The sequence below is a fragment of the Microbulbifer sp. VAAF005 genome, assembly GCF_030012985.1.
In the GTDB taxonomy this organism is placed as follows: Bacteria; Pseudomonadota; Gammaproteobacteria; order Pseudomonadales; family Cellvibrionaceae; genus Microbulbifer.
Genome location: NZ_CP120233.1, coordinates 4,462,795 through 4,481,943 on the forward strand (window position 1 = coordinate 4,462,795; position 19,149 = coordinate 4,481,943).

General features: G+C 51.0%; 18 protein-coding genes and 1 other RNA gene. 9 read left to right on the forward strand and 10 right to left on the reverse strand.

The features are described from left to right. Positions 1-58: 58 nt before the first annotated feature. From P0078_RS20065 to P0078_RS20075, 3 genes are all read left to right on the forward strand, one after another. Complete coding sequence (locus P0078_RS20065; RefSeq protein ID WP_282931668.1) at positions 59-439, forward strand: macro domain-containing protein; 381 nt, start codon at positions 59-61, stop codon at positions 437-439. A 2-nt stretch (positions 440-441) separates the two neighbouring features. Continuing rightward, positions 442-570, forward strand: a complete 129-nt coding sequence (locus P0078_RS20070) for a hypothetical protein (protein WP_282931669.1) — start codon at positions 442-444, stop codon at positions 568-570. 107 nt (positions 571-677) lie between these two features. Further along, entirely contained in the window at positions 678-1,142 is a 465-nt protein-coding gene (locus tag P0078_RS20075; protein ID WP_108732210.1) for an Mpo1 family 2-hydroxy fatty acid dioxygenase, read from the forward strand. Positions 1,143-1,192: 50 nt separating this feature from the next. On the opposite strand, the gene P0078_RS20080 is transcribed toward P0078_RS20075, so the two are convergent. Beyond that, positions 1,193-1,678, reverse strand: coding sequence for an Lrp/AsnC ligand binding domain-containing protein (locus P0078_RS20080; RefSeq protein ID WP_282931670.1), 486 nt, complete (start codon positions 1,676-1,678; stop codon positions 1,193-1,195). 195 nt (positions 1,679-1,873) lie between these two features. Between P0078_RS20080 and ald the strand changes: the two genes are divergently transcribed. Continuing rightward, on the forward strand, positions 1,874-3,019 hold the full coding sequence (gene ald / locus P0078_RS20085) for an alanine dehydrogenase (RefSeq protein WP_282931671.1): 1,146 nt from the start codon (positions 1,874-1,876) through the stop codon (positions 3,017-3,019). Positions 3,020-3,310: 291 nt separating this feature from the next. Here ald and P0078_RS20090 read toward each other — a convergent pair whose 3' ends face one another. From P0078_RS20090 to P0078_RS20100, 3 genes are all read right to left on the reverse strand, one after another. After that, positions 3,311-4,666, reverse strand: a complete 1,356-nt coding sequence (locus P0078_RS20090) for a substrate-binding domain-containing protein (protein WP_282931672.1) — start codon at positions 4,664-4,666, stop codon at positions 3,311-3,313. 247 nt (positions 4,667-4,913) lie between these two features. Then, complete coding sequence (locus P0078_RS20095) at positions 4,914-5,630, reverse strand: 16S rRNA (uracil(1498)-N(3))-methyltransferase (RefSeq protein ID WP_282931673.1); 717 nt, start codon at positions 5,628-5,630, stop codon at positions 4,914-4,916. A gap of 54 nt (positions 5,631-5,684) precedes the next feature. Next, complete coding sequence (locus tag P0078_RS20100) at positions 5,685-6,545, reverse strand: 6-carboxytetrahydropterin synthase (protein WP_282931674.1); 861 nt, start codon at positions 6,543-6,545, stop codon at positions 5,685-5,687. 134 nt (positions 6,546-6,679) lie between these two features. Here P0078_RS20100 and ffs point away from each other — a divergent pair. Together ffs and P0078_RS20110 are read left to right on the forward strand one after the other, a co-directional pair. Continuing rightward, positions 6,680-6,777: signal recognition particle sRNA small type (ffs, locus tag P0078_RS20105), an RNA gene on the forward strand. Positions 6,778-7,028: 251 nt separating this feature from the next. Further along, the gene (locus tag P0078_RS20110; protein ID WP_282931675.1) at positions 7,029-8,888 is read left to right on the forward strand and encodes a M2 family metallopeptidase; all 1,860 of its coding nucleotides are present in this window, start codon (positions 7,029-7,031) and stop codon (positions 8,886-8,888) included. 160 nt (positions 8,889-9,048) lie between these two features. Here P0078_RS20110 and P0078_RS20115 read toward each other — a convergent pair whose 3' ends face one another. The 6 genes from P0078_RS20115 to purM all read right to left on the reverse strand — a co-directional run bounded on the left by P0078_RS20115 (position 9,049) and on the right by purM (position 15,751). Beyond that, positions 9,049-10,311: a YlbE family protein gene (locus tag P0078_RS20115; protein ID WP_282931676.1), complete on the reverse strand. Its 1,263-nt coding sequence runs from the start codon at positions 10,309-10,311 to the stop codon at positions 9,049-9,051. 2 nt (positions 10,312-10,313) lie between these two features. Further along, a complete protein-coding gene (locus P0078_RS20120; protein ID WP_282931677.1) occupies positions 10,314-11,087 on the reverse strand; it encodes a type IV pili methyl-accepting chemotaxis transducer N-terminal domain-containing protein in 774 nt (257 codons plus the stop codon). A gap of 504 nt (positions 11,088-11,591) precedes the next feature. Then, the gene (locus P0078_RS20125; protein ID WP_282931678.1) at positions 11,592-12,995 is read right to left on the reverse strand and encodes an OmpP1/FadL family transporter; all 1,404 of its coding nucleotides are present in this window, start codon (positions 12,993-12,995) and stop codon (positions 11,592-11,594) included. Positions 12,996-13,239: 244 nt separating this feature from the next. Beyond that, the gene (locus P0078_RS20130; RefSeq protein ID WP_282931679.1) at positions 13,240-13,944 is read right to left on the reverse strand and encodes a DUF3108 domain-containing protein; all 705 of its coding nucleotides are present in this window, start codon (positions 13,942-13,944) and stop codon (positions 13,240-13,242) included. A gap of 101 nt (positions 13,945-14,045) precedes the next feature. Further along, positions 14,046-14,690 carry a phosphoribosylglycinamide formyltransferase gene (gene purN / locus P0078_RS20135; RefSeq protein WP_282931680.1) on the reverse strand — a complete coding sequence of 215 codons (645 nt, stop codon included), beginning with the start codon at positions 14,688-14,690 and terminating at the stop codon, positions 14,046-14,048. Next, on the reverse strand, positions 14,690-15,751 hold the full coding sequence (gene purM / locus P0078_RS20140) for a phosphoribosylformylglycinamidine cyclo-ligase (protein WP_282931681.1): 1,062 nt from the start codon (positions 15,749-15,751) through the stop codon (positions 14,690-14,692). Before purM ends, purN begins: the two co-directional genes overlap by 1 nt. A gap of 277 nt (positions 15,752-16,028) precedes the next feature. On the opposite strand from purM, the gene P0078_RS20145 reads away from it, so the two are divergent. The 3 genes from P0078_RS20145 (at position 16,029) to P0078_RS20155 (ending at position 19,049) form a co-directional block, all read left to right on the forward strand. Then, the gene (locus P0078_RS20145; RefSeq protein ID WP_282931682.1) at positions 16,029-17,126 is read left to right on the forward strand and encodes a DUF2066 domain-containing protein; all 1,098 of its coding nucleotides are present in this window, start codon (positions 16,029-16,031) and stop codon (positions 17,124-17,126) included. A gap of 1 nt (position 17,127) precedes the next feature. Next, positions 17,128-17,841, forward strand: coding sequence for a DnaA regulatory inactivator Hda (gene hda, locus P0078_RS20150; protein ID WP_282931683.1), 714 nt, complete (start codon positions 17,128-17,130; stop codon positions 17,839-17,841). Between the two features lie 275 nt (positions 17,842-18,116). Beyond that, positions 18,117-19,049: a universal stress protein gene (locus P0078_RS20155; RefSeq protein WP_282931684.1), complete on the forward strand. Its 933-nt coding sequence runs from the start codon at positions 18,117-18,119 to the stop codon at positions 19,047-19,049. Positions 19,050-19,149 lie beyond the last annotated feature (100 nt).

Here is a 19,149-nt window from a genome sequence, read left to right on the forward strand (position 1 = left end):
TGAAGTGAAATGGATTTCCATCCGCAGCAATTATTCAAATAGCGGTTGGAGATGCTGAGTGATCAAAGTTCATCTCGGTGATATCACTCGATTGCACGTCGATGTAATCGTCAATGCTGCCAACAGCCGTCTCTTGGGAGGCGGTGGTGTCGATGGGGCCATACACCGCGCAGCGGGGCCCAATCTACTGGAAGCCTGCCGCAGTCTGGGCGGCTGTCCTGTTGGTGAAGTGCGCGCCACTGGCGCTTATTCCATTCCCGTAAAACGTATCTACCACACGGTTGGGCCTGTTTGGCGCGGCGGCAGTTTGGGTGAGCCCGAGCTGCTCTCCAGCTGTTATCGGCACTGCCTGGCATTGGCTCGGCGCGAAAATATGCGCTCGATTGCTTTTCCGGCGATCAGTTGTGGCGTTTACGACTACCCCCGGAGCTGGCCGTAGAGGTGGCTGTAGAGCAGGTGCAGCAATTTCAGGAGAAGGAGGGGGCGCCGCAGCAGGTTGTATTCTGTTGTTTCGATAAATCGATGGCGGATCTCTATCTATCCCAGTTGGATGCCTACGTTAGGCGCTAAAAGCCACGTTTTGTAGGCCTCGTGGTATTTTCGGCCATTGATTGATATCCATGGGTTGGGGATTATTATTGCTCTGACAATAACAATATAAGAATGAGGAGATTGTCATGCGCAGTGCCCAGCAGTGGTTTTCCGAGTATGGTGAGAGTCATCAGAATCCGATCAACAAATCCATTCATTGGATTGCTGTTCCCGTAATTTATGCAACTGTGGCCGGACTTTTGTGGGCAGTTCCGCAGCCGGAATTTATGGCGACAATTCCCTGGCTGAACTGGGCTGTCGTGGTGACAATCCCGATTCTTCTGTTTTATTTCGCGATGTCGTTTCCCATTGCCCTGGGAATGACGGGATTAACGGTTCTGTGTTTGTGGGCTTGGTCGGTATTGGAGCGGCTGGGGGTGCCCATCTGGCAGACGGCACTGGCCCTATTTGTGATCATGTGGGTGTTCCAATTCATTGGCCACCATATCGAAGGCAAGAAACCCTCTTTCTTTAAGGACTTACAATTCCTGTTGATCGGCCCTGCCTGGGTGATCGGGTTTATTTACCGGAAACTGGGCATTCAATACTGATTGCCGGTTTATGCAGATGAGTGGCTGTGGCCACTCATCGATCTATCCCCCTATCGGTTGTAGTGAACCGGTACTTCCAATGTCTCTTTGACTTCTTCCATCACCACATAGCTGGTGCACTCCTGCACTTCCGGCAGTGTCAAAAGTGTTTCGCCGTAGAACTTGCGGTAGGCACTCATATCCGCAACCCGGGCTTTGATCAGGTAATCGAAATTCCCGGATACCAGGTAACACTCCTGCACTTCCGGCAGGGCGGCCACGGCGTTGCGAAATTCCTCGAAGGCATCCTGTGCGGATCGATTCAGTCTGATCTGCACAAAAACGACCAGGGCAGCATCGAGGTACTCCGGGTTGATCAGGGCGGTGTAGCCCTGAATGACGTTGTCACTTTCCAGGCGTTTGACCCGTTCGACGCAGGGGGTCGCGGTCAGACCTACCTGCCGGGCCAGCTCTGCATAGCTGGTTCGTCCATTCTTTTGTAGAACACGCAATATGTTCCGGTCGATAGTGCTTAGCTCTCCCGCACGTTTGCGCATAACTGCTGACTCCGAATTGGTCGACATGGTCAAAAAGTAGACTTGGCGACAGGTTGTATAGTGGATTCCACTAGTTTTATCAAAAATCTACTAAATATCCACTTCTTAACTGTTCTTATACTGGGGAAAACATAGAAATTAGGTACTCCTATTTGATTAAGGCAGTACCGAGCGCACAGAGCGAGGAGAAGGAAAATGTTGATTGGCGTCCCTAAAGAGATTAAGAACCACGAGTATCGTATTGGCCTGACGCCGTCGAGTGTTCGCGAACTGGTTGGCCACGGCCACGAAGTGATCGTACAGAAGGATGGTGGTGCCGCTATTGGTTTCCCCGATGAGATGTACGTTCAAGCCGGCGCCAAGATTATCGATACTCCGGAAGAGATTTTTGCCACTGCCGATATGATCGTCAAGGTAAAAGAGCCCCAGCCCCACGAGTGCGAAATGCTGCGTCCTGGGCAGGTTCTGTACACCTATCTGCACCTGGCTCCAGACCCCAAACAAACTGAGTTGCTGGTGAAATCCGGCGCTACCTGCATCGCTTATGAAACTGTAACCGACCGTTTCGGTGGCCTGCCTCTGCTGGCGCCTATGTCTGAAGTTGCCGGTCGTATGTCTGTACAGTGCGGTGCCCACCACCTGGAAAAAGCCCAGGGTGGTCTCGGCGTACTGCTCGGCGGTGTTCCCGGTGTCGCTCCCGCTAAAGTCCTGATTATCGGTGGCGGTGTTGTTGGTACTAACGCAGCGAAGATGGCCCTGGGTATGGGTGCTGACGTTACTATCCTCGACCGCTCCCTGCCGCGTCTGCGTCAGCTGGACGATATTTTCGGTGGTGCGGTTCGCACTGAGTACTCCACTAACGATGCTATTGAAAAGCACGCACTGGAAGCTGACCTGGTTGTTGGTGCGGTTCTGATTCCTGGCGCGGCAGCCCCCAAACTGCTGACCCGCGACATTATCAGCCGCATGAAAAAAGGCGCAGTTGTAGCTGACGTTGCTATTGACCAGGGCGGTTGTTTCGAGACTTCCAAGGCGACTACTCACCAAGAGCCTACTTACGTAGTTGATGGTGTGGTTCACTACTGTGTAGCCAACATGCCCGGCGGTGTAGCTCGCACCTCTACTATGGCCCTGAACAATGCCACCCTGCCTTACGCGGTAGCCCTGGCAAATAAAGGCGCCAAGCAGGCACTGTTGGACGATTCCAACCTGCTGGAAGGCCTGAATGTTCACGCTGGCATGGTGACCTACCAAGCCGTAGCCGACGTATTGGGTTACGAGTTTGTAGATCCCAAACTGGCTCTGCAAAAACAAGCAGTAGCGGAAGACGCTGTAGCTTAATTGCCCCGGTGGCCGCCTGCGGGCGGCCGCATTGTAAATAAGCGGTAACGCGCTTGTTGTTGGGAAGTTTCCCCCGGAGCGCTCTTTGCGTTCCTCTCTGTGAGACCTGGTGGCATAGCCACTAATTGATAGCCGCGTATTTACGCGGCTTTTTTATGCGCGTTATTTATGATTTAGAAAAGCTGGATGTGTTGTTTAGAGAAAAGACCAGAGAAGGGGAGAAGGAAAAAGAGAAAGGATGCTGAGGGACTTCCTTGTCGCCTCACGGGGGAGAGGGGTTTAGGGCTAGTGTTAAATAACCCAGATTTCTACCCGGCGATTTTTTATCTTTGAGCTGGAGCTGTTGGAGGCTATCGGCAGATAGGCACCAAAGCCCTGAACCGGTGCTGTATTAATCTGGTGATCCCTGAGTGCGGAGCGAACAGTAACTGCGCGTAGTTTTGATAAAACGATTGAACGCCCCTCACTGACTTTTTCATCGCCAAACCCGATCAATAGCAGTCGCTTGTGGCTATTCTCAGGCTTTTGCATAAAGCGGACAAGTCGCTGTATATCCTGTTTTGCCTTGTTATCTAAAGAAGCGCTGCCTTCGGAGAAACGGAAGTTAATGCTTAGGCGCTCTGCATTTTCCGTTAATTTCAGGTACTCGCTGGGGCCTTCCCGGTTGGCTTCAGGTTTTACACCGATCGGCGTCTGCGCGACAAACCCAGTGGCCTTTACCTGCTCCTGCCCCTGCTCACTCTGTACAAAGTGCAGGAACTCTTCAGCGGCGGGCTTTAAACCATAAGCAGCGGTATAGAGAAAAAGGCGGCGGGAGAGGGGGTAGTCTTCAGTTGCAATTGTCAGATGCTCTGGAGCTTGTGGTTCGGTGTTCTGATCGGATACTGACACTGCCTTGGCCCGTCGAATAGATGCCAAGCCCACAAATCCAATACTGTTGGGGTTTGCCGAAACACGGTCCGACAATTGATCATTCGATTCGAAGCGTTTTGCATTGGCAATAAGGGAGTGCTTTTTTCCAAGTACCAAGCTTTTAAACGTATCCCAGGTACCGGACTGATTATCTCTCGCGAGAACTTTGATGCGACCTTTCTGCCCGCCCACTTCAGACCAGTCGGTAATTTTTCCGGAAAATATTGCTGCTATTTGTTGCAGGGTTAATTGGCTGATGGGGTTTTGAGGGTGAACAATAATTGCCAGGCCGTCGATGGCAATAACATGTTCTGCACTTTGGCCGCGCATATCCCCAAAGCGACTCAGGGCTGCGTGCTCAGTATCTTTTATTGGTCGCGAAGCCATGGCGATATTGGCCTGGGAACGTTCAAGGCCTTTAAATCCGGTGCTCGAACCGTGTGCCGCAATATCGACATATATTTTTTTGCCACCGAGATCCCCTTGCACTCGAACCTCATTTTCTGTCCCTAAAGGAATAATCTCCAGATTACTGCCACCACGGGCTTCGAGGTAATCGCTCACCAGGTTGGGCGCCAGCTTTGCGCCGACAGTGTTGGAGCCATGTAAAGTAAAAAGCAGGCCCGATGTGTCGGGAGGGAAGCGGGTTTGGGCTGTGGAAGTTGCAGCAGCCAGGGCCATCCCAAGAAGAAAGAGGGAAAGGGTTTGCTTTAGCCGGCTTAAGAATACGCTCATAGTAATTCGACCGTAAGGTGGTAAAACGAGGGCGCAAAATATGACTTAATTGTGACAAATTGATGAAATATTGATTGCTAAATTGTGCAAATGTCTCATCGCAAGAGATAGGTAACTTTACTGGGGGTTATTTGAACAATTGAAGTATGGGTAGTTAAGCTTTCGTAAATACTTAAAAAGCAATACGTCGGGTAAGTACTCAGAGGCTCCTGTGGATATGCAGCAGAGCCTCGTAAAGTCCGATAATTTAAAACGCGGGAAATAACCGGCTAATTAGCACTGGCAGTGCAGTTTCTACCCGTAAAATACGTGGCCCCAGGTGAACGGATTGAAAACCTGCTTCCTGGAGTTTCTCGACTTCATAGCTGATAAAGCCGCCTTCAGGGCCAATGGCTAAAGTGGTCGGTTGCTTTATGTCCACAGGGCAAGCCGTTCCCCCTACTGGATGAGCCACCAGTTTACGGGAGTCACTGGAGAGGGAAGGGAGTTCGTCTTCGACAAACGGTTTAAAGCGTTTGCGCAACAGAATTTCCGGCATTTGCGTATCGACAGCCTGCTCTAGTCCGAGCAGGCATTGCTCAAAGAGTTTGTCTTCCTGCAACCAGGGAGTTTGCCAGTAAGATTTTTCGACCCGGTAACTATTAATTAAAACCAGTTTTTTGACTCCGAGTGCAGTCAAATGCTGGATAACCCGCTTGAGCATTTTGGGGCGAGGCAGGGCCAAAATAAGTGTGAGAGGTAATGGCTGGGGCGGATCGATTGCGAGTGCCACTTCAAGCTCAACGCACTTCTCGTCGAGCGTAACAATCTCGCCACTACCTATTTGCCCGTCGAGCAGTCCGACACGAAGTTGTTGTCCCGGCGCTGCTCTGTGAACCTTGGTGATATGCTCCAATTGGCGTCCACTAAGGCGGACGCGATTGGGACTAATAAAGTCGTGCTTTTGTAAAACAATCAGGTTCAAAGTCGGGCGCCTTGGTACTTCAATTTATAACGGTGTCGGTGCTATGGGGCTGGGCTAGCTGGTTTGAGCTGAAGCAATCGCGCCTTTGCCAATACCTTCGTAGGCTCTTACGGTAATCGCTTTCCCAGGCTCTTTAGCCGCCAGGGTGTTGGCGATATATTGGGCCAACTGCTCCACCGTGGTATCACAGTCAAGAATTTCACAAACTTTGGCAGGGATGGACAGGGTGAAGTTTCCCTGTTGTGCACTGTAAGCAAAGTTATGGATATCCTCACCGCGATCATCGGCAGTTGTTGAAACCAGATCCTCGCGAGTGCCCAGGTAGATATCTTCCCAGCGCTCAGCCCAGTACTTTTCCAGCTCTGTATCGCGTTGGCCACCCGTCATGACCTGAATACGTGAACGGTGTCCATGGGCGATACGCTGGCAGTTGCCAAGGTGTTTTTTCAGGCCATGGCTGTAGTGGTAGAAAGCATCTTCAATGACTTCACAGTGGAAGCTGAGCTTGAGCTTCTCCACGCTATCGGGGAAGTGGCTGGCCAGCTGCTGGACACACCAGACGGCGACGCTCTCAGGAGTAATTACCTCGGCGTCCACTAAGGCAAAAGCTTGTTCCGGACCTGACACTTTAATAGAGGCCCCGTTTTCCAGTAGCCAGGTCAGGTTAACCTGGTCTCCACTGTGCTCCAGGGTCAGTTGGGGTGAGCGGGTAGGTACCAAGAGGCGGTGGTCGACTTGATCATCCAGCCAATGCCTCAGGGTCTTTTTCACTATGCCAAAGTCGCAAACCATCCCCTGTTCATCCAAGGCGCCATCGAGGGCTGCGTTTGCCAGCCAGGTCTCGCCTACGATGCCTCGTTTTGAGTCGAGGTAGCTGAAGTCAACGTTGGTTAAATTATCGACAAACAAGTGCATGAGTAACTCTTTGCAGGGGGTGAGATAGTAGTCGTTTATTATAACCTGTTAATAGGGCTGGATCTTATTCGTTTATGCCTCTATAATCGCGCCCTCTTCGGATGCACTGGCACCGAAGATCGTTGTGGCGGCCCTCCCGGTCCCCTCGCAATGAGCAGCTGTGAACTCCGCCAGGCCCGGAAGGGAGCAACGGTAGCAGTGGTATCATGTGCCGAGGGTGTTGCTGGTTGGGCTGCCTCCAATCTCTCCCTTCTTTGTTTCAAAAATCATCCCCTGAAAAATCCCCGTTGAGAGTGTTTTGCTCGACCGTGTCCTGGGTTTTTGCTCTTTCCCTCACCAAATTTTTTCCCGCAAAGACGATATAAAAGGGGATTTTGTGTCGATCTGGCTCGATCTTCGGCCTTGCCGTCGCTGATCGTGTGGGGCTTATGCTATAAACGGCGTCAACTATAAGCAGATCTAAAAATGATTCTTGAGGAGAAAATGAAAAAAGTTGCTCTCTCGATAGCGGTTGCCGTTGCACTGTCTGCCTGTGACAGTGGGCAGCAAGCGGTAAAACCGGTTGGTGTAGCCCAGGCGACTGCGGAAAGCCCAGCTGATAATTCCCAGCTGACAGTCAAAGATGCGCAAGCTTTCTTAAAAGATGCCCAGGCTCGCATGGAAAAAATGGGACAAGAGGCAAGCCATGCCGCTTGGCTTGCTTCTACCTATATCAATATTGATTCCCAATACGTAGAAGCTTTGGCTTCAGAGCGATACACCACCCTGGCCGTGGAGCTGGCTTCAGAGGCCGCCAAATTTAACGACTTGGACCTGGACCCGGATACCCGTCGCCAGTTGACCATGTTGAAGCAGGGGTTGGTATTCCCGGCGCCGAAAGATCCGGCACTAACTTCTGAGTTGGCGCAAATTGGCTCAAAAATGCAGGGCATGTACGGTGCCGGTAAATACTGCCGCGAAGATGGCGGTGAAGAAAAGTGCTACACCCTGACCGAGATGGGGCAGGTGATGGCAACCAATCGCGATCCTGAATTACTCAAGGATCTGTGGGTTGGATGGCGTAAAGTTTCTCCTCCTATGAAGCCTCTGTATGAGCGCCAGGTGGAGATCGGTAATGCGGGTACCAAAGAGCTGGGTTATGACAACCTGAGTGTTTTCTGGCGCTCCAAATATGATATGGCCCCGGATGCCTTTGCTGAGGATATGGATACCCAGTGGGGTAAAGTGAAGCCGTTGTACGAAGCTTTGCACTGCCATGTTCGCGCCAAGTTGAATGAGCATTATGGCGATGACGTAGTGCCGGCTCAGGGTAAGATTCCTGCACACTTGCTGGGTAATATGTGGGCCCAGGAGTGGGGTAACGTCTACGACATCGTCAAAGACGACGACATGCAGGCCCCCTATGATCTGACTCAGCTGGTGGTTGATTCCGGCATGAGTGAAAAAGACATGGTTAAAGTCGGGGAGAAGTTCTTCACCTCCCTGGGCTTTAAGCCTCTACCGGAAACTTTCTGGGAGCGCTCCCAGTTCACCCAGCCTCGCGATCGCGATGTGGTTTGTCATGCCAGCGCCTGGAATATGGACGGGCAGGACGACCTTCGCATCAAGATGTGTATCAATAAAACGGGTGAAGACCTGGTTACCATCCACCACGAGTTGGGCCACAACTTCTACCAGCGCATCTATAAAGATCAGCCTTTCCTCTATAAAAATGGCGCTAACGACGGTTTCCACGAAGCTGTTGGCGATACCATCGCGCTTTCCATCACACCGAAGTACCTGAAGGAAATCGGTTTGATGAATGAGGTGCCGGATGAGAGTAAAGATATCGGTTACCTGATGCAGCAGGCGCTGGATAAGATTGCCTTCCTGCCATTTGGTCTGCTCGTTGATAAGTGGCGCTGGCAAGTATTCAACGGTGAGGTGAAGCCGGAAGACTACAACAAGGCCTGGTGGAAGCTGCGTGAAGATTACCAGGGCATTGCCGCTCCGGTAGAGCGCTCCGAAGAGAACTTCGATCCGGGTGCCAAGTACCATATCCCCGGTAATACGCCTTACGCTCGCTACTTCCTGGCGCGTATCCAGCAGTTCCAATTCCACCGCGCGCTGTGTGAAGCCGCTGGTGAAACCGGACCGCTGCACCGCTGCTCCATCTACCAGAATGATGAGGCTGGTAAGAAGCTGCGCGCTATGTTGGCAATGGGTGCAAGCAAGCCCTGGCCGGATGCTATGGAAGCGCTCACTGGTCAGCGCGACCTGGATGCTTCCGCCATTATCGATTACTTCCAGCCGCTGATGGCGTACCTGGAAGAGCAGAACCAAGGGCGTCAGTGCGGTTGGTAATCTGAGCTTTCAATTTTGTCGGTATTAGAAAAAGGGGCTTTGCCCCTTTTTCTGTTTTATGCGCACGTGAAATATGAATCTTGGGAATTAGTTGTGAGGCTCAGTTATTAGTGGACAGGGGGTTGCTCTTCCTCAGAATTTAGAAAGCTGGCAGCAGCATTTAAAAATGCTTCCAGCGGGGGTGGAGAGACCCAGTGCCGACTTGATAACGGTTCATGCTTTTGTGGGCCAAGCCAGAATTAATTGTTGGTGTTGTACCGGTCCTGATAATTTTAAGTAGGTCGAATCCAAGAGGGGCGCCTCTCCCCTCGATGCCCGGAGTAACGACAAAGTCACTTTCCGAGTGACAGATATCGTACATTTTCAGTATGTTGTCGATGTTATCTTGGTATGTTCCTGAGAATATTTTGTGGGTGCCGCCAAAACCCATAGTCTCTGTGATGGCGCTGTCTCCCATATCTCGATTGACATCTGCAGGAGTGATGCCCGGCATTAATAATCCATGGCCAACCCCAGCCAAACCGGTAAACCAGGCCTTGTCCAGCCCTGAAACTTGAATACCAAATTCCGTCCCATTGCGAGCCATGGTTGTGATAATACTGCTGTGAGGAATACCGCTGCCTGCATCGGAAACAAGTTTGCAGGTGGCCATGATTGGGTTCAACGGGAATGTCTCATCCTTGTAAATTTGGTTAGCAATCTTTTCAATATCTTTTCGCTTTTTACTAGCCCGAATAACTCCCGGCATTAAAATTCTGGAGAAAATCAGTGTTGCGGCATTAGTCATGACATGGCAGTCGTCCCCCATAAGGAGGCTGCGGCCAATGATCGGTATAAAATCAATCCCGCCTTCATCTAGAATTGCTTGATTTAATACGGGAGCAATTTCGTCCTCTATCCAGCGAAGGTAATTGATTGCTGATTTATCGTAGACACCAAAGCGGATAGAGCTGCCGCGGTAATCGGCACGATCATCACTGAGATTGGAGTAAGCGCGATTACCAGATAGCTTATCTTCGACAATATACACAGACATTGAATAGGTAATAATACCTGCCATTGGCCCGACGGCACTGTGGTTATGGCAGGGCTCAAGATCAACTTGGCCTTCCTCCATAACCTGTTCAGCTTCCGCTTTATCTTTAGCGAACCCCTCATAAATTAGACCGGCAATTATTGCGCCCTTTAACGGGCCTGATGCCCGCTGCCAGGTTATCGGAGGGCCGGCATGCAAAATTAAATTTTTCCGCATTCCGGGGATGTTGTCGCTAGCTTTACCTATCCCGATCAAGATCGGGACAGCCTGCTTCATGCGCTTAATGGATTCGTCATTCGCTTGCTGATTGAGAGCTTGGAACTCAGGGGTTGCCAGTTTATGGAGGATTTCTTCGGTGCTGGGCCTGAATTCAATGTCTGTTCTCATTCCTACTCCCCTGAATTTAACAACTCAGCATATTGTTCAGTAACGATGTTCATATTGCGTAGCATCAGATCAGTGGTGCCGGTGATTACCTGAATCTGGCGCTTTTCAGATATTTTCATATCTCCCTCAAACCCCCGGCTAGCATAACTCAGGTGATCTTTTGCCTTGCGCAGGTTGTCATTGATCTCTGGTGTATTGAGGGGGCTCTCCAATAGTTGGTTCAGTCGGTTGGAGTACTCGGAGAGATCTTCCTGCAACCCGGTTTCGGCATCATCCAAGGATACTTCCCAAAGTTTAGCAGCGTAGTTCTTGGCGATTCTCTGGGAGAGCATACGCTGGCGGCCGGCGATATTAATGAGTTCGGCGCTGTTGTGATTGGCGACTTGTTGGAGTTGGACTACATAGGTGTGGGCAGCAGAAAGAAGGGAGTTGCTGCGCTGAAATAATTCGCTGGCGCTTTGTTTATTGACGGGTTGTAAGGCGACAGACTCAAACGCTTTCCATTCTCTTTCAACTTTAACAAGTTGATCCCTGATCTTTTCTGCGCCATGAAAATTATTTAGTTTCTCGTGATTCTTTTTAAATTCGTGAATTGATCGGGCAAATACCTTTTCGTGGCGCTCTGCATCCGGTTGAATGCCACGCAAGATGTAAGTCTGGGTGATGCGTTGGGATAGCATTCTTTGTCGACCAGCCGTATTGATGGCGTCTCCCATAGAGAAGGCTGCGACATCCAGGCTTAAAATTAACAAGATAAATACTGCTGACAACTTCATGATTTTACTCTTGTAGTTTGACTTACTTCACAATTTAAGTGGGTTTGATGTTTGCAATGCATGCGTGATCCCTCTCAGTTAATGAGAGGTCGCAGAGGTATTACGGGGTTATTCAGAGATCCTTGAGTAATAGTGGTGTGAGCTTATGGGGCCTGCTTTCTGAATAAGGCGATTTTGAACAATATTGATAAGTTAAACAAATAAGCTCCAGATTCCATTAAATGAGCAAAAATAAATAATTTAAATGCGTTGTTAAGATATATGATTTTGCAAACTCATCTGGTTTTAGGATTTGACGTTCCTTATATCAAATTTAAGGATGGAGATATCTAACCCTTTTTTTCGGTGTTAACGCTTTGGTGGTATTTGGGTAAGGGGGTGGGGAGAGCTTTCTGAGGGGCGGATTGTTGTGAGGTTGGAAGTTTAGATGAGGGCTTGATAATAGCCCAAAATAAAAAAGGCCCTACCAGAGATAGAGCCTTCTTTCATCAGGTCTAAGGTGACTTAGAACTGGTAATTCAGAGCCAAGCTGAACAGGTAAGCTTCGGTCTTGGTGGTGCCACCATCGAAGTAGGTGATCAGGGTATCGCTAATGTTGTTAGCTTCCTGAATAACCTCGTCGTCACCCCAGATATAGGCGAAAGATCCGTCAACAGTGAGCTTTTCGCTTAGTGAGTAGGTACCGCCAACAGTCAGCCACTGGCGATCAGTGTCAGGAATAGACAGGGTACGCCAGGTAATTGGGAGATCTTCGTCTACCAGCTCTGAAAGCTCTTCGGTTTCATGGCGATTCAAACCGTCGCGGGCTGCGCCTTGGTCGTAGGCGTAACCAAAGCGGAAGGTCCATTCATCATTGCGGTAGTATTCACCGCCGATACTGAAGCGAGAACCGCTCTGGAAGTTTTCTTCTTTCAGCAGAAGCGGGTTGTAGTCTTCACCTGCGGAGGGGATAAAGGCTTCGAGGCGCTCGAAGCGGTCCCAGTTGGTCCACATGTAGCCTACTGCCACACCCCAGTTATTGTTGAAGCGGTGGTAGAAGCCCAGCTCCAAGGTGTCAGGCAGGTTCAGGGTCAGGTTACCGGAAGTATCGTCAAATGAATCCAGCGGGCTCGGAGCGATGTCGGAGCTTACTTCACCCTTGATTTTGGGGTCGTACTTAGCGTGGTAAGAAATACCTGCGCGAGTGTTGTCGCTGATGCGCCACAGGCCGCCGATGGTCCAGCTCAGGTCCCAGGCATCGCCTTTAACGTCAAGTACGGTGGCACCGGCAGGATTAAATCCTAAAACGGGTTCTACAACATCACCTATCAGGAAATCGTCGGGGAAGGTAGTGTTCAGTTCTGCGTCGACGTAGAAAATATTTGCTGCCAGGCCAATGCTGAATTGATTGTTAAAGTCATAAGCAACAGATGGCTGGATGTTTACAGTCAGCAGAGAGGTTTTGTTGGCGATCGTAGTTGCAGGGAAGTTATCCGGGAAATCAGTTTCCAGGCCAAAATCGGTGTACATAGCCAGACCCCAGGACCACTCATCATTGATGGGGGCTGCCAGATAGCCATTGGGGATTACTGCGCTGGTGGCGTAGTCATCGGCGCTAGCTGGAGTTTCGAATCCCAGGTAGCCAGTTTCCGCACTGCCGACATAATAAGTAACGTCACCATCTACATCGATCTCGGGGTCAACGTAAGTGGCACCAAGAGAAATGGTGTAGGTATTGAACAGTGCTGAACCGGCTGGGTTACGTGCCAGAATCGCAGCGTTGTCGCCGATAGTGTTTTCGGCAGCAAATGCGCGGCCAAGGCCTGTTGCACTGGTTTCCTGCAAGTAGAAACCTGCAGCCATAGCGCCTTGGGAAACGGAGCTGATAGCTGCGGCCAGAACTGCGTGTCGCAGGTATTTTTTATTCATGAGAACCCATCTCTAAGTCTGCTGATTACTGAAAGCCATAAACAGGTTGGAATAAACTCTGCCATGGCAGGAAGGCCTTTAGACTTATATAAGTACCTTCCACTTCCGTAGCAAATCCCTTACTAAAAAGTCTAGCAATACGTCATTGCCCTAGTGAGGGAGAGGAGTGACTTTATAAAGACAATGGGGACAAAAATCTATCCAAGTCGACGGATTTTTTTTCATTAGTCGAAAATGTGGCCATTTATTGGCTGGCAGCGACTTTTTCGCCGTTGATGGATAAATTTGTCAGGTTGATTTGATACCTTTTGCCATTTTCTTCTCTTTGGATAAGTTTCACCAAAGCGTAGTTCCATTGCGGTGCGATCCAGACAGTTGTCTCTCTTCCAGAGTCTTTATCTCTCACTCGAGCGACTTTAATTGTCTCCACCGGACCCAGAGGTGTTTTTAGGGTTTCAGTGCCAACTTGACTGAATTTGTAATCGCGAATTTTTTTGCCGTCGGCAACTTTGTATTGAAGGTCTGTTTTTCCAGCGGCGACATCGAGTGCCAGTTGGATTTGATAGCTCACCTTGTCAAGAATATTGGGTGGGGCGTCTTTGAGATCCCGCTCCGGATTATGGACGTTAAAGATCATACCTTTTGACGGTTCGAAATTAAGCACCGTGGCGCGATTTCGACCAAGGCCTTTGCGGCGATATTCGTAATGTTGGGGGGTGATATGGCCATCCTGGCTGGTAAAGCGAGAGTACTCTTTAATGCTGGCAAAAAGGGCGCTGCTATCGAAGTCCAGGCGCCAGTTGCCGTCCTGTCCGGACAATTCCCGAGTGGCGGTAATGCTGATCCCATTAAATCGGGCGGCGTAGGTGGCTTTGAAAGGTTCCAGCTCAGCAGCAATTGCCTGGCCGGTAATTAAAAAAAGAAACAGAGAGGTAGCAAAAAGGCGCACTGTGATATCCCACAAAAAACTGAACCCTTTTGAATACTAGCTGGCGAGGCGCGCAAAGTACATTGAAGGACTTTCACCCCGCCAGCTATCAAGGGCTGGTTTTATGCGGAAACCTGAACCCCATGGTGAGGTAGTAATTCACCATCCAGCTGAACTCGATCATCCGCCATTTGCAGGCGCTGTTGAGCAAACCAGGTAACCGCCATGGGGTAAATGATGTGCTCTTGAACCTGCACTCGCTTTGCCAGTAGCTCAGGAGTGTCTCCCTCCTTAATAGGAACAATGGCCTGGACGATAGGTGGCCCGCCATCGAGTTCCTCGGTGACAAAATGCACGGTTACGCCGTGTTCTTTATCCTCGGCTTCCAGTGCCCGCTTATGGGTATGCAGGCCCTGGTACTTCGGCAGTAAGGAGGGGTGAATGTTGATTAGGCGGCCGTTGTAGTGGCGCACAAAGTCGGGTGTCAAAATACGCATAAACCCAGCCAGTACAACCAAATCTGGTTTGCACTTGTCGATCTCTTCGATCAAGGCGTGATCGAAGGTTTCTCTGCTGGAGAAATCCCGGTGATCCACCACAGAGGTGGGAACGCCTGCCTGTTCTGCGCGAGTCAGACCATAGGCATCTGCCTTATTGCTGACAACTGCAGTCACGGAAAAAGGCGCGCCCTCTTGTGCGGCGGCATCCAGCAGAGCCTGCAGGTTGCTGCCACTACCGGAGATTAATACGGCAACTCTACAAGACATTACAGCCCCGCCAGCTCTACTGCTTCCGCCCCTTCTTTGGCATCTTCGATAGTGCCAACGACAAAGGCGTCTTCGCCCATTTGCTTGAGAGCGGATAGTGCCGACTCGGATTGCTCTGCAGGCACGCAAATAACCATGCCAACACCGCAGTTAAACGTGCGGTACATTTCGCGGCTATCGATATTGCCTGCATCACGCAGCCAATTAAATACAGGAGGCATTTCCCAGCTGGTGACATCAATACGCGCGCTGCAGCCTTCGGGCAGTACGCGGGGCAGGTTTTCCAGTAAGCCGCCGCCAGTGATATGGCTTAGCGCATTCACCTGGAAGGTCTTCATTAATTGCAGCAGGTTTTTAACGTAAATACGGGTCGGGGCCATCAACGCTTTGGCCAGGGTTTCACCGCCGATGTCCTGCTGGAGATCGGCACCGCTGACTTCTAGAACCTTGCGGATCAGGGAGTAGCCATTGGAGTGGGGGCCACTGGAGGCCAGGCCGATCAATACGTCGCCAGCTTTAACTTTGCTGCCGTCGATGATTTCAGATTTTTCTACGACACCGGTGCAGAAGCCTGCCAGGTCATAATCGTCGCCTTCGTACATGCCGGGCATTTCGGCGGTCTCGCCGCCGACCAGTGCGCAGCCTGACAGCTCACAGCCTTTGCCAATGCCGGTAACTACTTCTGCAGCAATATCGACATTGAGTTTGCCGGTTGCGTAATAGTCGAGGAAGAAGAGGGGTTCAGCTCCTGCTACGATCAAGTCATTCACACACATGGCGACAAGATCGATACCGATGCTGTCGTGAATGCCCAAGTCCATTGCCAGGCGTAACTTGGTACCTACACCGTCGGTGCCGGAAACCAAAACCGGCTCTTTATAGCCGCTTGGAAGTTCACACAGGGCGCCGAATCCGCCCAGTCCGCCCATTACCTCGGGGCGGGATGTGCGTTTGGCGACATTTTTGATGCGCTCTACCAGTGCATTACCTGCGTCGATATCGACACCGGCATCTTTATAAGAGAGGGATGTTTGCGTAGATTGCGGCTTGGAATCGCTCATGATTCTTCCTGCGGTGGGTATTCGAAGGGCGCGTATTCTATCTGGGTCTTGCCTCGGGAGCCACGCCCAGACGGCATCTCGAAGGGGGATTTCGGCATTTTCTCACCATTTGAACTGTGAAATCACTCCGATAGTGAGAACTCGGGGCTGAGAGAAACGTCTGACGCTGATACAATAGCCGCAATTTTTAGTCCGCCCTAAAATCTGGCGTCTTGCACATCGATAATAATTTCTGCAAGCTCAGGGGCGGAAAATAAGAGGTTTGGAGAGAAGTCCTATGCACAAGCTGCTCCGGCAGGGATTGGTGTTGCAGTTGCTGGCTCTGATCATCAGTGTTCTAGCCCTACCGGTCCAAGCTCGAGTCATCTCGGATTTGTACGAAGTTGTCGAGGCTGTGTCGAGTCGCGGAGCCACGGATCGTGCAGCAGCCGGAAGTCGCGGCCTGGAACGGGTGTTCGTACGTGTTACGGGAGATGCCGCTGTCGGTAGTAACCCAAATGTGCAGCCGATATTAAAAAATGCACAGCAGTTTGTTCAGGGGTATCGCTATACCCGCGAGGACAATCAGCTCTACTTGCACCTTTCCTTTGATCCTCAAGCGATCTCCCGGCAAGTTAATCAAATGAACTTGCCCATGTGGCCTAACAATCGCCCCGGCACTTTGGTGTGGCTTGCAGTAGATACCTTGCAAGAGGGCCGCAGTGCTTTGAGTGAAGAGGCGACCCCGGAGCTCTTCTCTGTACTCGAGGCAATGGCTATCGAGCGCGGTGTCCCCCTGGATTTCCCTGTAATGGATCTCAATGACCAGCGCAATATGCCCCTGGGAGCTCTCTGGGCCCAGGATGAGCAAGCAGCTGAGAAGGCGGGTTTTCGCTATAGCCCCGATGCCACTTTGATGGGCCGGGTGCTTCAAGCTTCAGGCCATCGCTGGCAGGCAGATTGGTTGCTAATCCACGGTGGTCGTAGCTATGCCTTCGATACTGCCGGAGGTTCGCTGGAAGAGGTCGCTCTGCGCGGTGTTAACCAACTGGCCAATATTCTTGCACAGCGCTATGCGGTGTCCCCGAATGGCCAGGACAATCAGTTGGGTGCGGTGATTGTTGAGTTGTCTGGTATCGACAGTTTTGCTGATTATGCCAAGGCATCTGGTTATCTACAGGGGTTGGCACAGGTCAGCAGTGCTAACCTGCTCTCTGTTGAAGGGGACCGAATGCGCCTGGCACTGGTCACTTCGGCAGGGTTGAGCAATTTGCGTGATACCCTGGCTCTAAACCATAAATTGCGAGCACAAGCGGACGGAGACGCCATTAACCTGAATGGATACCGTTCACCCTTGGGCAGCGCTGAGAATCCGTTGCGCTATCACTGGGATTGAGATGAGTATTCCGCAACAATTGCCGCTGGGGGTATCCCTGCGGGATGACGCCACTTTTGATAACTTCTACCTGTCGGATTCAGATCCAAATCGACAGGTAGTTGCCCTGCTGCAGTCTTTTGCCAGTGGCGAGAATCCCGAGTCTGTAATTTACATTTGGGGTGAGGCGGGTAGTGGTATTAGCCACTTGCTTCAGTCTGCTTGTCAGTGCGCAGAGGCCAATGGTCGCTCTTTCCATTATCTCCCTCTCGCAGACCTAATGAACATGGACCCGGCTGTTATTCTCGACGGACTCGAACGACTGGACCTTGTCTGTATAGATGACGTTCATTTGTTGGAGGGGCAGCCCGAGTGGCAGACTGCTATTTTCCACCTCTATAACCGAGTTAAGGATGGCGGCAGGCAGTTATTAATGGGGGCTCGCAAGTCACCCCGCGGTATGGATATTGCCCTGGCTGATTTGCAGTCACGCCTACACTGGTCCCTGGTGTTCCAGCTCAAAACCCTGAATGACAGCGATAAAGTTGCCGCCCTGCGCCGTCGCAGCCGTCTGCGCGGTTTTGACCTGCCGGAAGATGTGGCCCAGTACATATTGCACCGCGCCCCGAGGGATACTCGAGCACTCTTTCTGTGTCTGGAGGAGCTGGACCGGGCTTCACTTATGGCTAAGCGTAAAATTACCATTCCTTTTGTTAAGCAGGTTTTGGATATCTGACCCCAGAATTGGGTCCTGGCCGACCTGCTTTAGCTCCCTGAGCTCATTTGGGCTCCTCTATCTTGTGTTTTAGCGGCACTAGACGCTTTTTCCGCCTACTATGGTTGGTGTTTACTCACTTCACCTCCCCCTATCTACTCCTGCTCCATCTCCTTCACCTGTGTATTTCCGTGTGAAATCTGCTCTGCTCACGATACCAATTTGAGGCAGCGAGTGGGTTTATGGTGAGTCTTGCCCCTGTTTGCTCCCAAATGTCTCTGGTTGAGGGCAGCGTTATGCCAAACATTCATAAAATCCTGTATGTCAGCCATGCTGCTGAGGATGAAAGCAGTGGGCTCATGCAGGCTTTTGCAGTGGCGCGCAATCATCAGGCGGAGATAAAGGTTTTACTGGTCTGTCCGAAGGTGCCGGAAGGGTTTGAGGAGTTTAGTCGGCTCTGTGTGAGGACAATGCTTGATAGGGTCAGGAGTGAAATTGAGTCGGCCCGCTTACATATGGAGTTATCGGCGGAAAGGACCAATTTGGAGATTGAGTCAGATTGTGGTGCCCGACCTGCCGAGCGGGTGATCCGCCGGGTATTGGCTGAGGGCTATGACCTGGTGATCAAGAATGTTGAGGGTCGTAGCCAGCTTAAGGGCTTCAAGGCAATGGATATGGATCTGCTGCGAAAGTGTCCCTGCCCGGTATGGCTGTGCCGCCCAATCAAGGAGCATCGCAACAAGATACAAGTGGCTGTAGCTCTCGACCCTGAATGCGAGGATGGCAGCACTTATGACTTGGCGATCCGGTTGCTGCGCTGGTCGCGAGTACTCGCTGACAGTTGCAGTGGGGTGTTGAATGTTATTTCCTGTTGGGACTTCGATATCGATGAATACTTGCGGCGTCATTTTCCCTTGAGCGCCTCTGAGGAAGAGTTGGATGAGGCCACTGAATCAGCGCGAGCCCAACACCGCTCAAAGCTCGATGTATTGATACGCGCATCCGGAATTGAGGGGGAAATACGTATTCACCATGTGGTTGCCCATCCAGATAACTTTATTCCATTGCTGATTGAAGAAGAAGGTCTCGACCTGCTGGTTATGGGCACTGTTGGACGGGCGGGTATTCCCGGTTTCATTATGGGGAATACTGCGGAGAATATATTGCAGAAGGTCAGTTGCTCCCTGCTGGCTCTGAAGCCCAGCGACTTTGTATCGCCGATAAAATAGTTGTGAATTATGGGTCTAATTCAGCTTGGCCCCTGCGCTGATCGCTCTATCGGAATTCTCTGCTGCGGGAGTTGAGGTGATCCTGATACCGGGACAAAAT

Coding starts and splice junctions, on each gene's coding strand:
- P0078_RS20075 (WP_108732210.1), top strand. CDS start 678: ATGCGCAGTGCCCAGCAGTGGTTTTCCGAGTATGGTGAGAGTCATCAG.
- P0078_RS20090 (WP_282931672.1), bottom strand. CDS start 4,666: ATGAGCGTATTCTTAAGCCGGCTAAAGCAAACCCTTTCCCTCTTTCTT.
- P0078_RS20120 (WP_282931677.1), bottom strand. CDS start 11,087: ATGAAGTTGTCAGCAGTATTTATCTTGTTAATTTTAAGCCTGGATGTC.
- ald (WP_282931671.1), top strand. CDS start 1,874: ATGTTGATTGGCGTCCCTAAAGAGATTAAGAACCACGAGTATCGTATT.
- hda (WP_282931683.1), top strand. CDS start 17,128: ATGAGTATTCCGCAACAATTGCCGCTGGGGGTATCCCTGCGGGATGAC.
- P0078_RS20155 (WP_282931684.1), top strand. CDS start 18,117: ATGCCAAACATTCATAAAATCCTGTATGTCAGCCATGCTGCTGAGGAT.
- purN (WP_282931680.1), bottom strand. CDS start 14,690: ATGTCTTGTAGAGTTGCCGTATTAATCTCCGGTAGTGGCAGCAACCTG.
- P0078_RS20080 (WP_282931670.1), bottom strand. CDS start 1,678: ATGCGCAAACGTGCGGGAGAGCTAAGCACTATCGACCGGAACATATTG.
- P0078_RS20115 (WP_282931676.1), bottom strand. CDS start 10,311: ATGAGAACAGACATTGAATTCAGGCCCAGCACCGAAGAAATCCTCCAT.
- P0078_RS20125 (WP_282931678.1), bottom strand. CDS start 12,995: ATGAATAAAAAATACCTGCGACACGCAGTTCTGGCCGCAGCTATCAGC.
- purM (WP_282931681.1), bottom strand. CDS start 15,751: ATGAGCGATTCCAAGCCGCAATCTACGCAAACATCCCTCTCTTATAAA.
- P0078_RS20145 (WP_282931682.1), top strand. CDS start 16,029: ATGCACAAGCTGCTCCGGCAGGGATTGGTGTTGCAGTTGCTGGCTCTG.
- P0078_RS20100 (WP_282931674.1), bottom strand. CDS start 6,545: ATGCACTTGTTTGTCGATAATTTAACCAACGTTGACTTCAGCTACCTC.
- P0078_RS20110 (WP_282931675.1), top strand. CDS start 7,029: ATGAAAAAAGTTGCTCTCTCGATAGCGGTTGCCGTTGCACTGTCTGCC.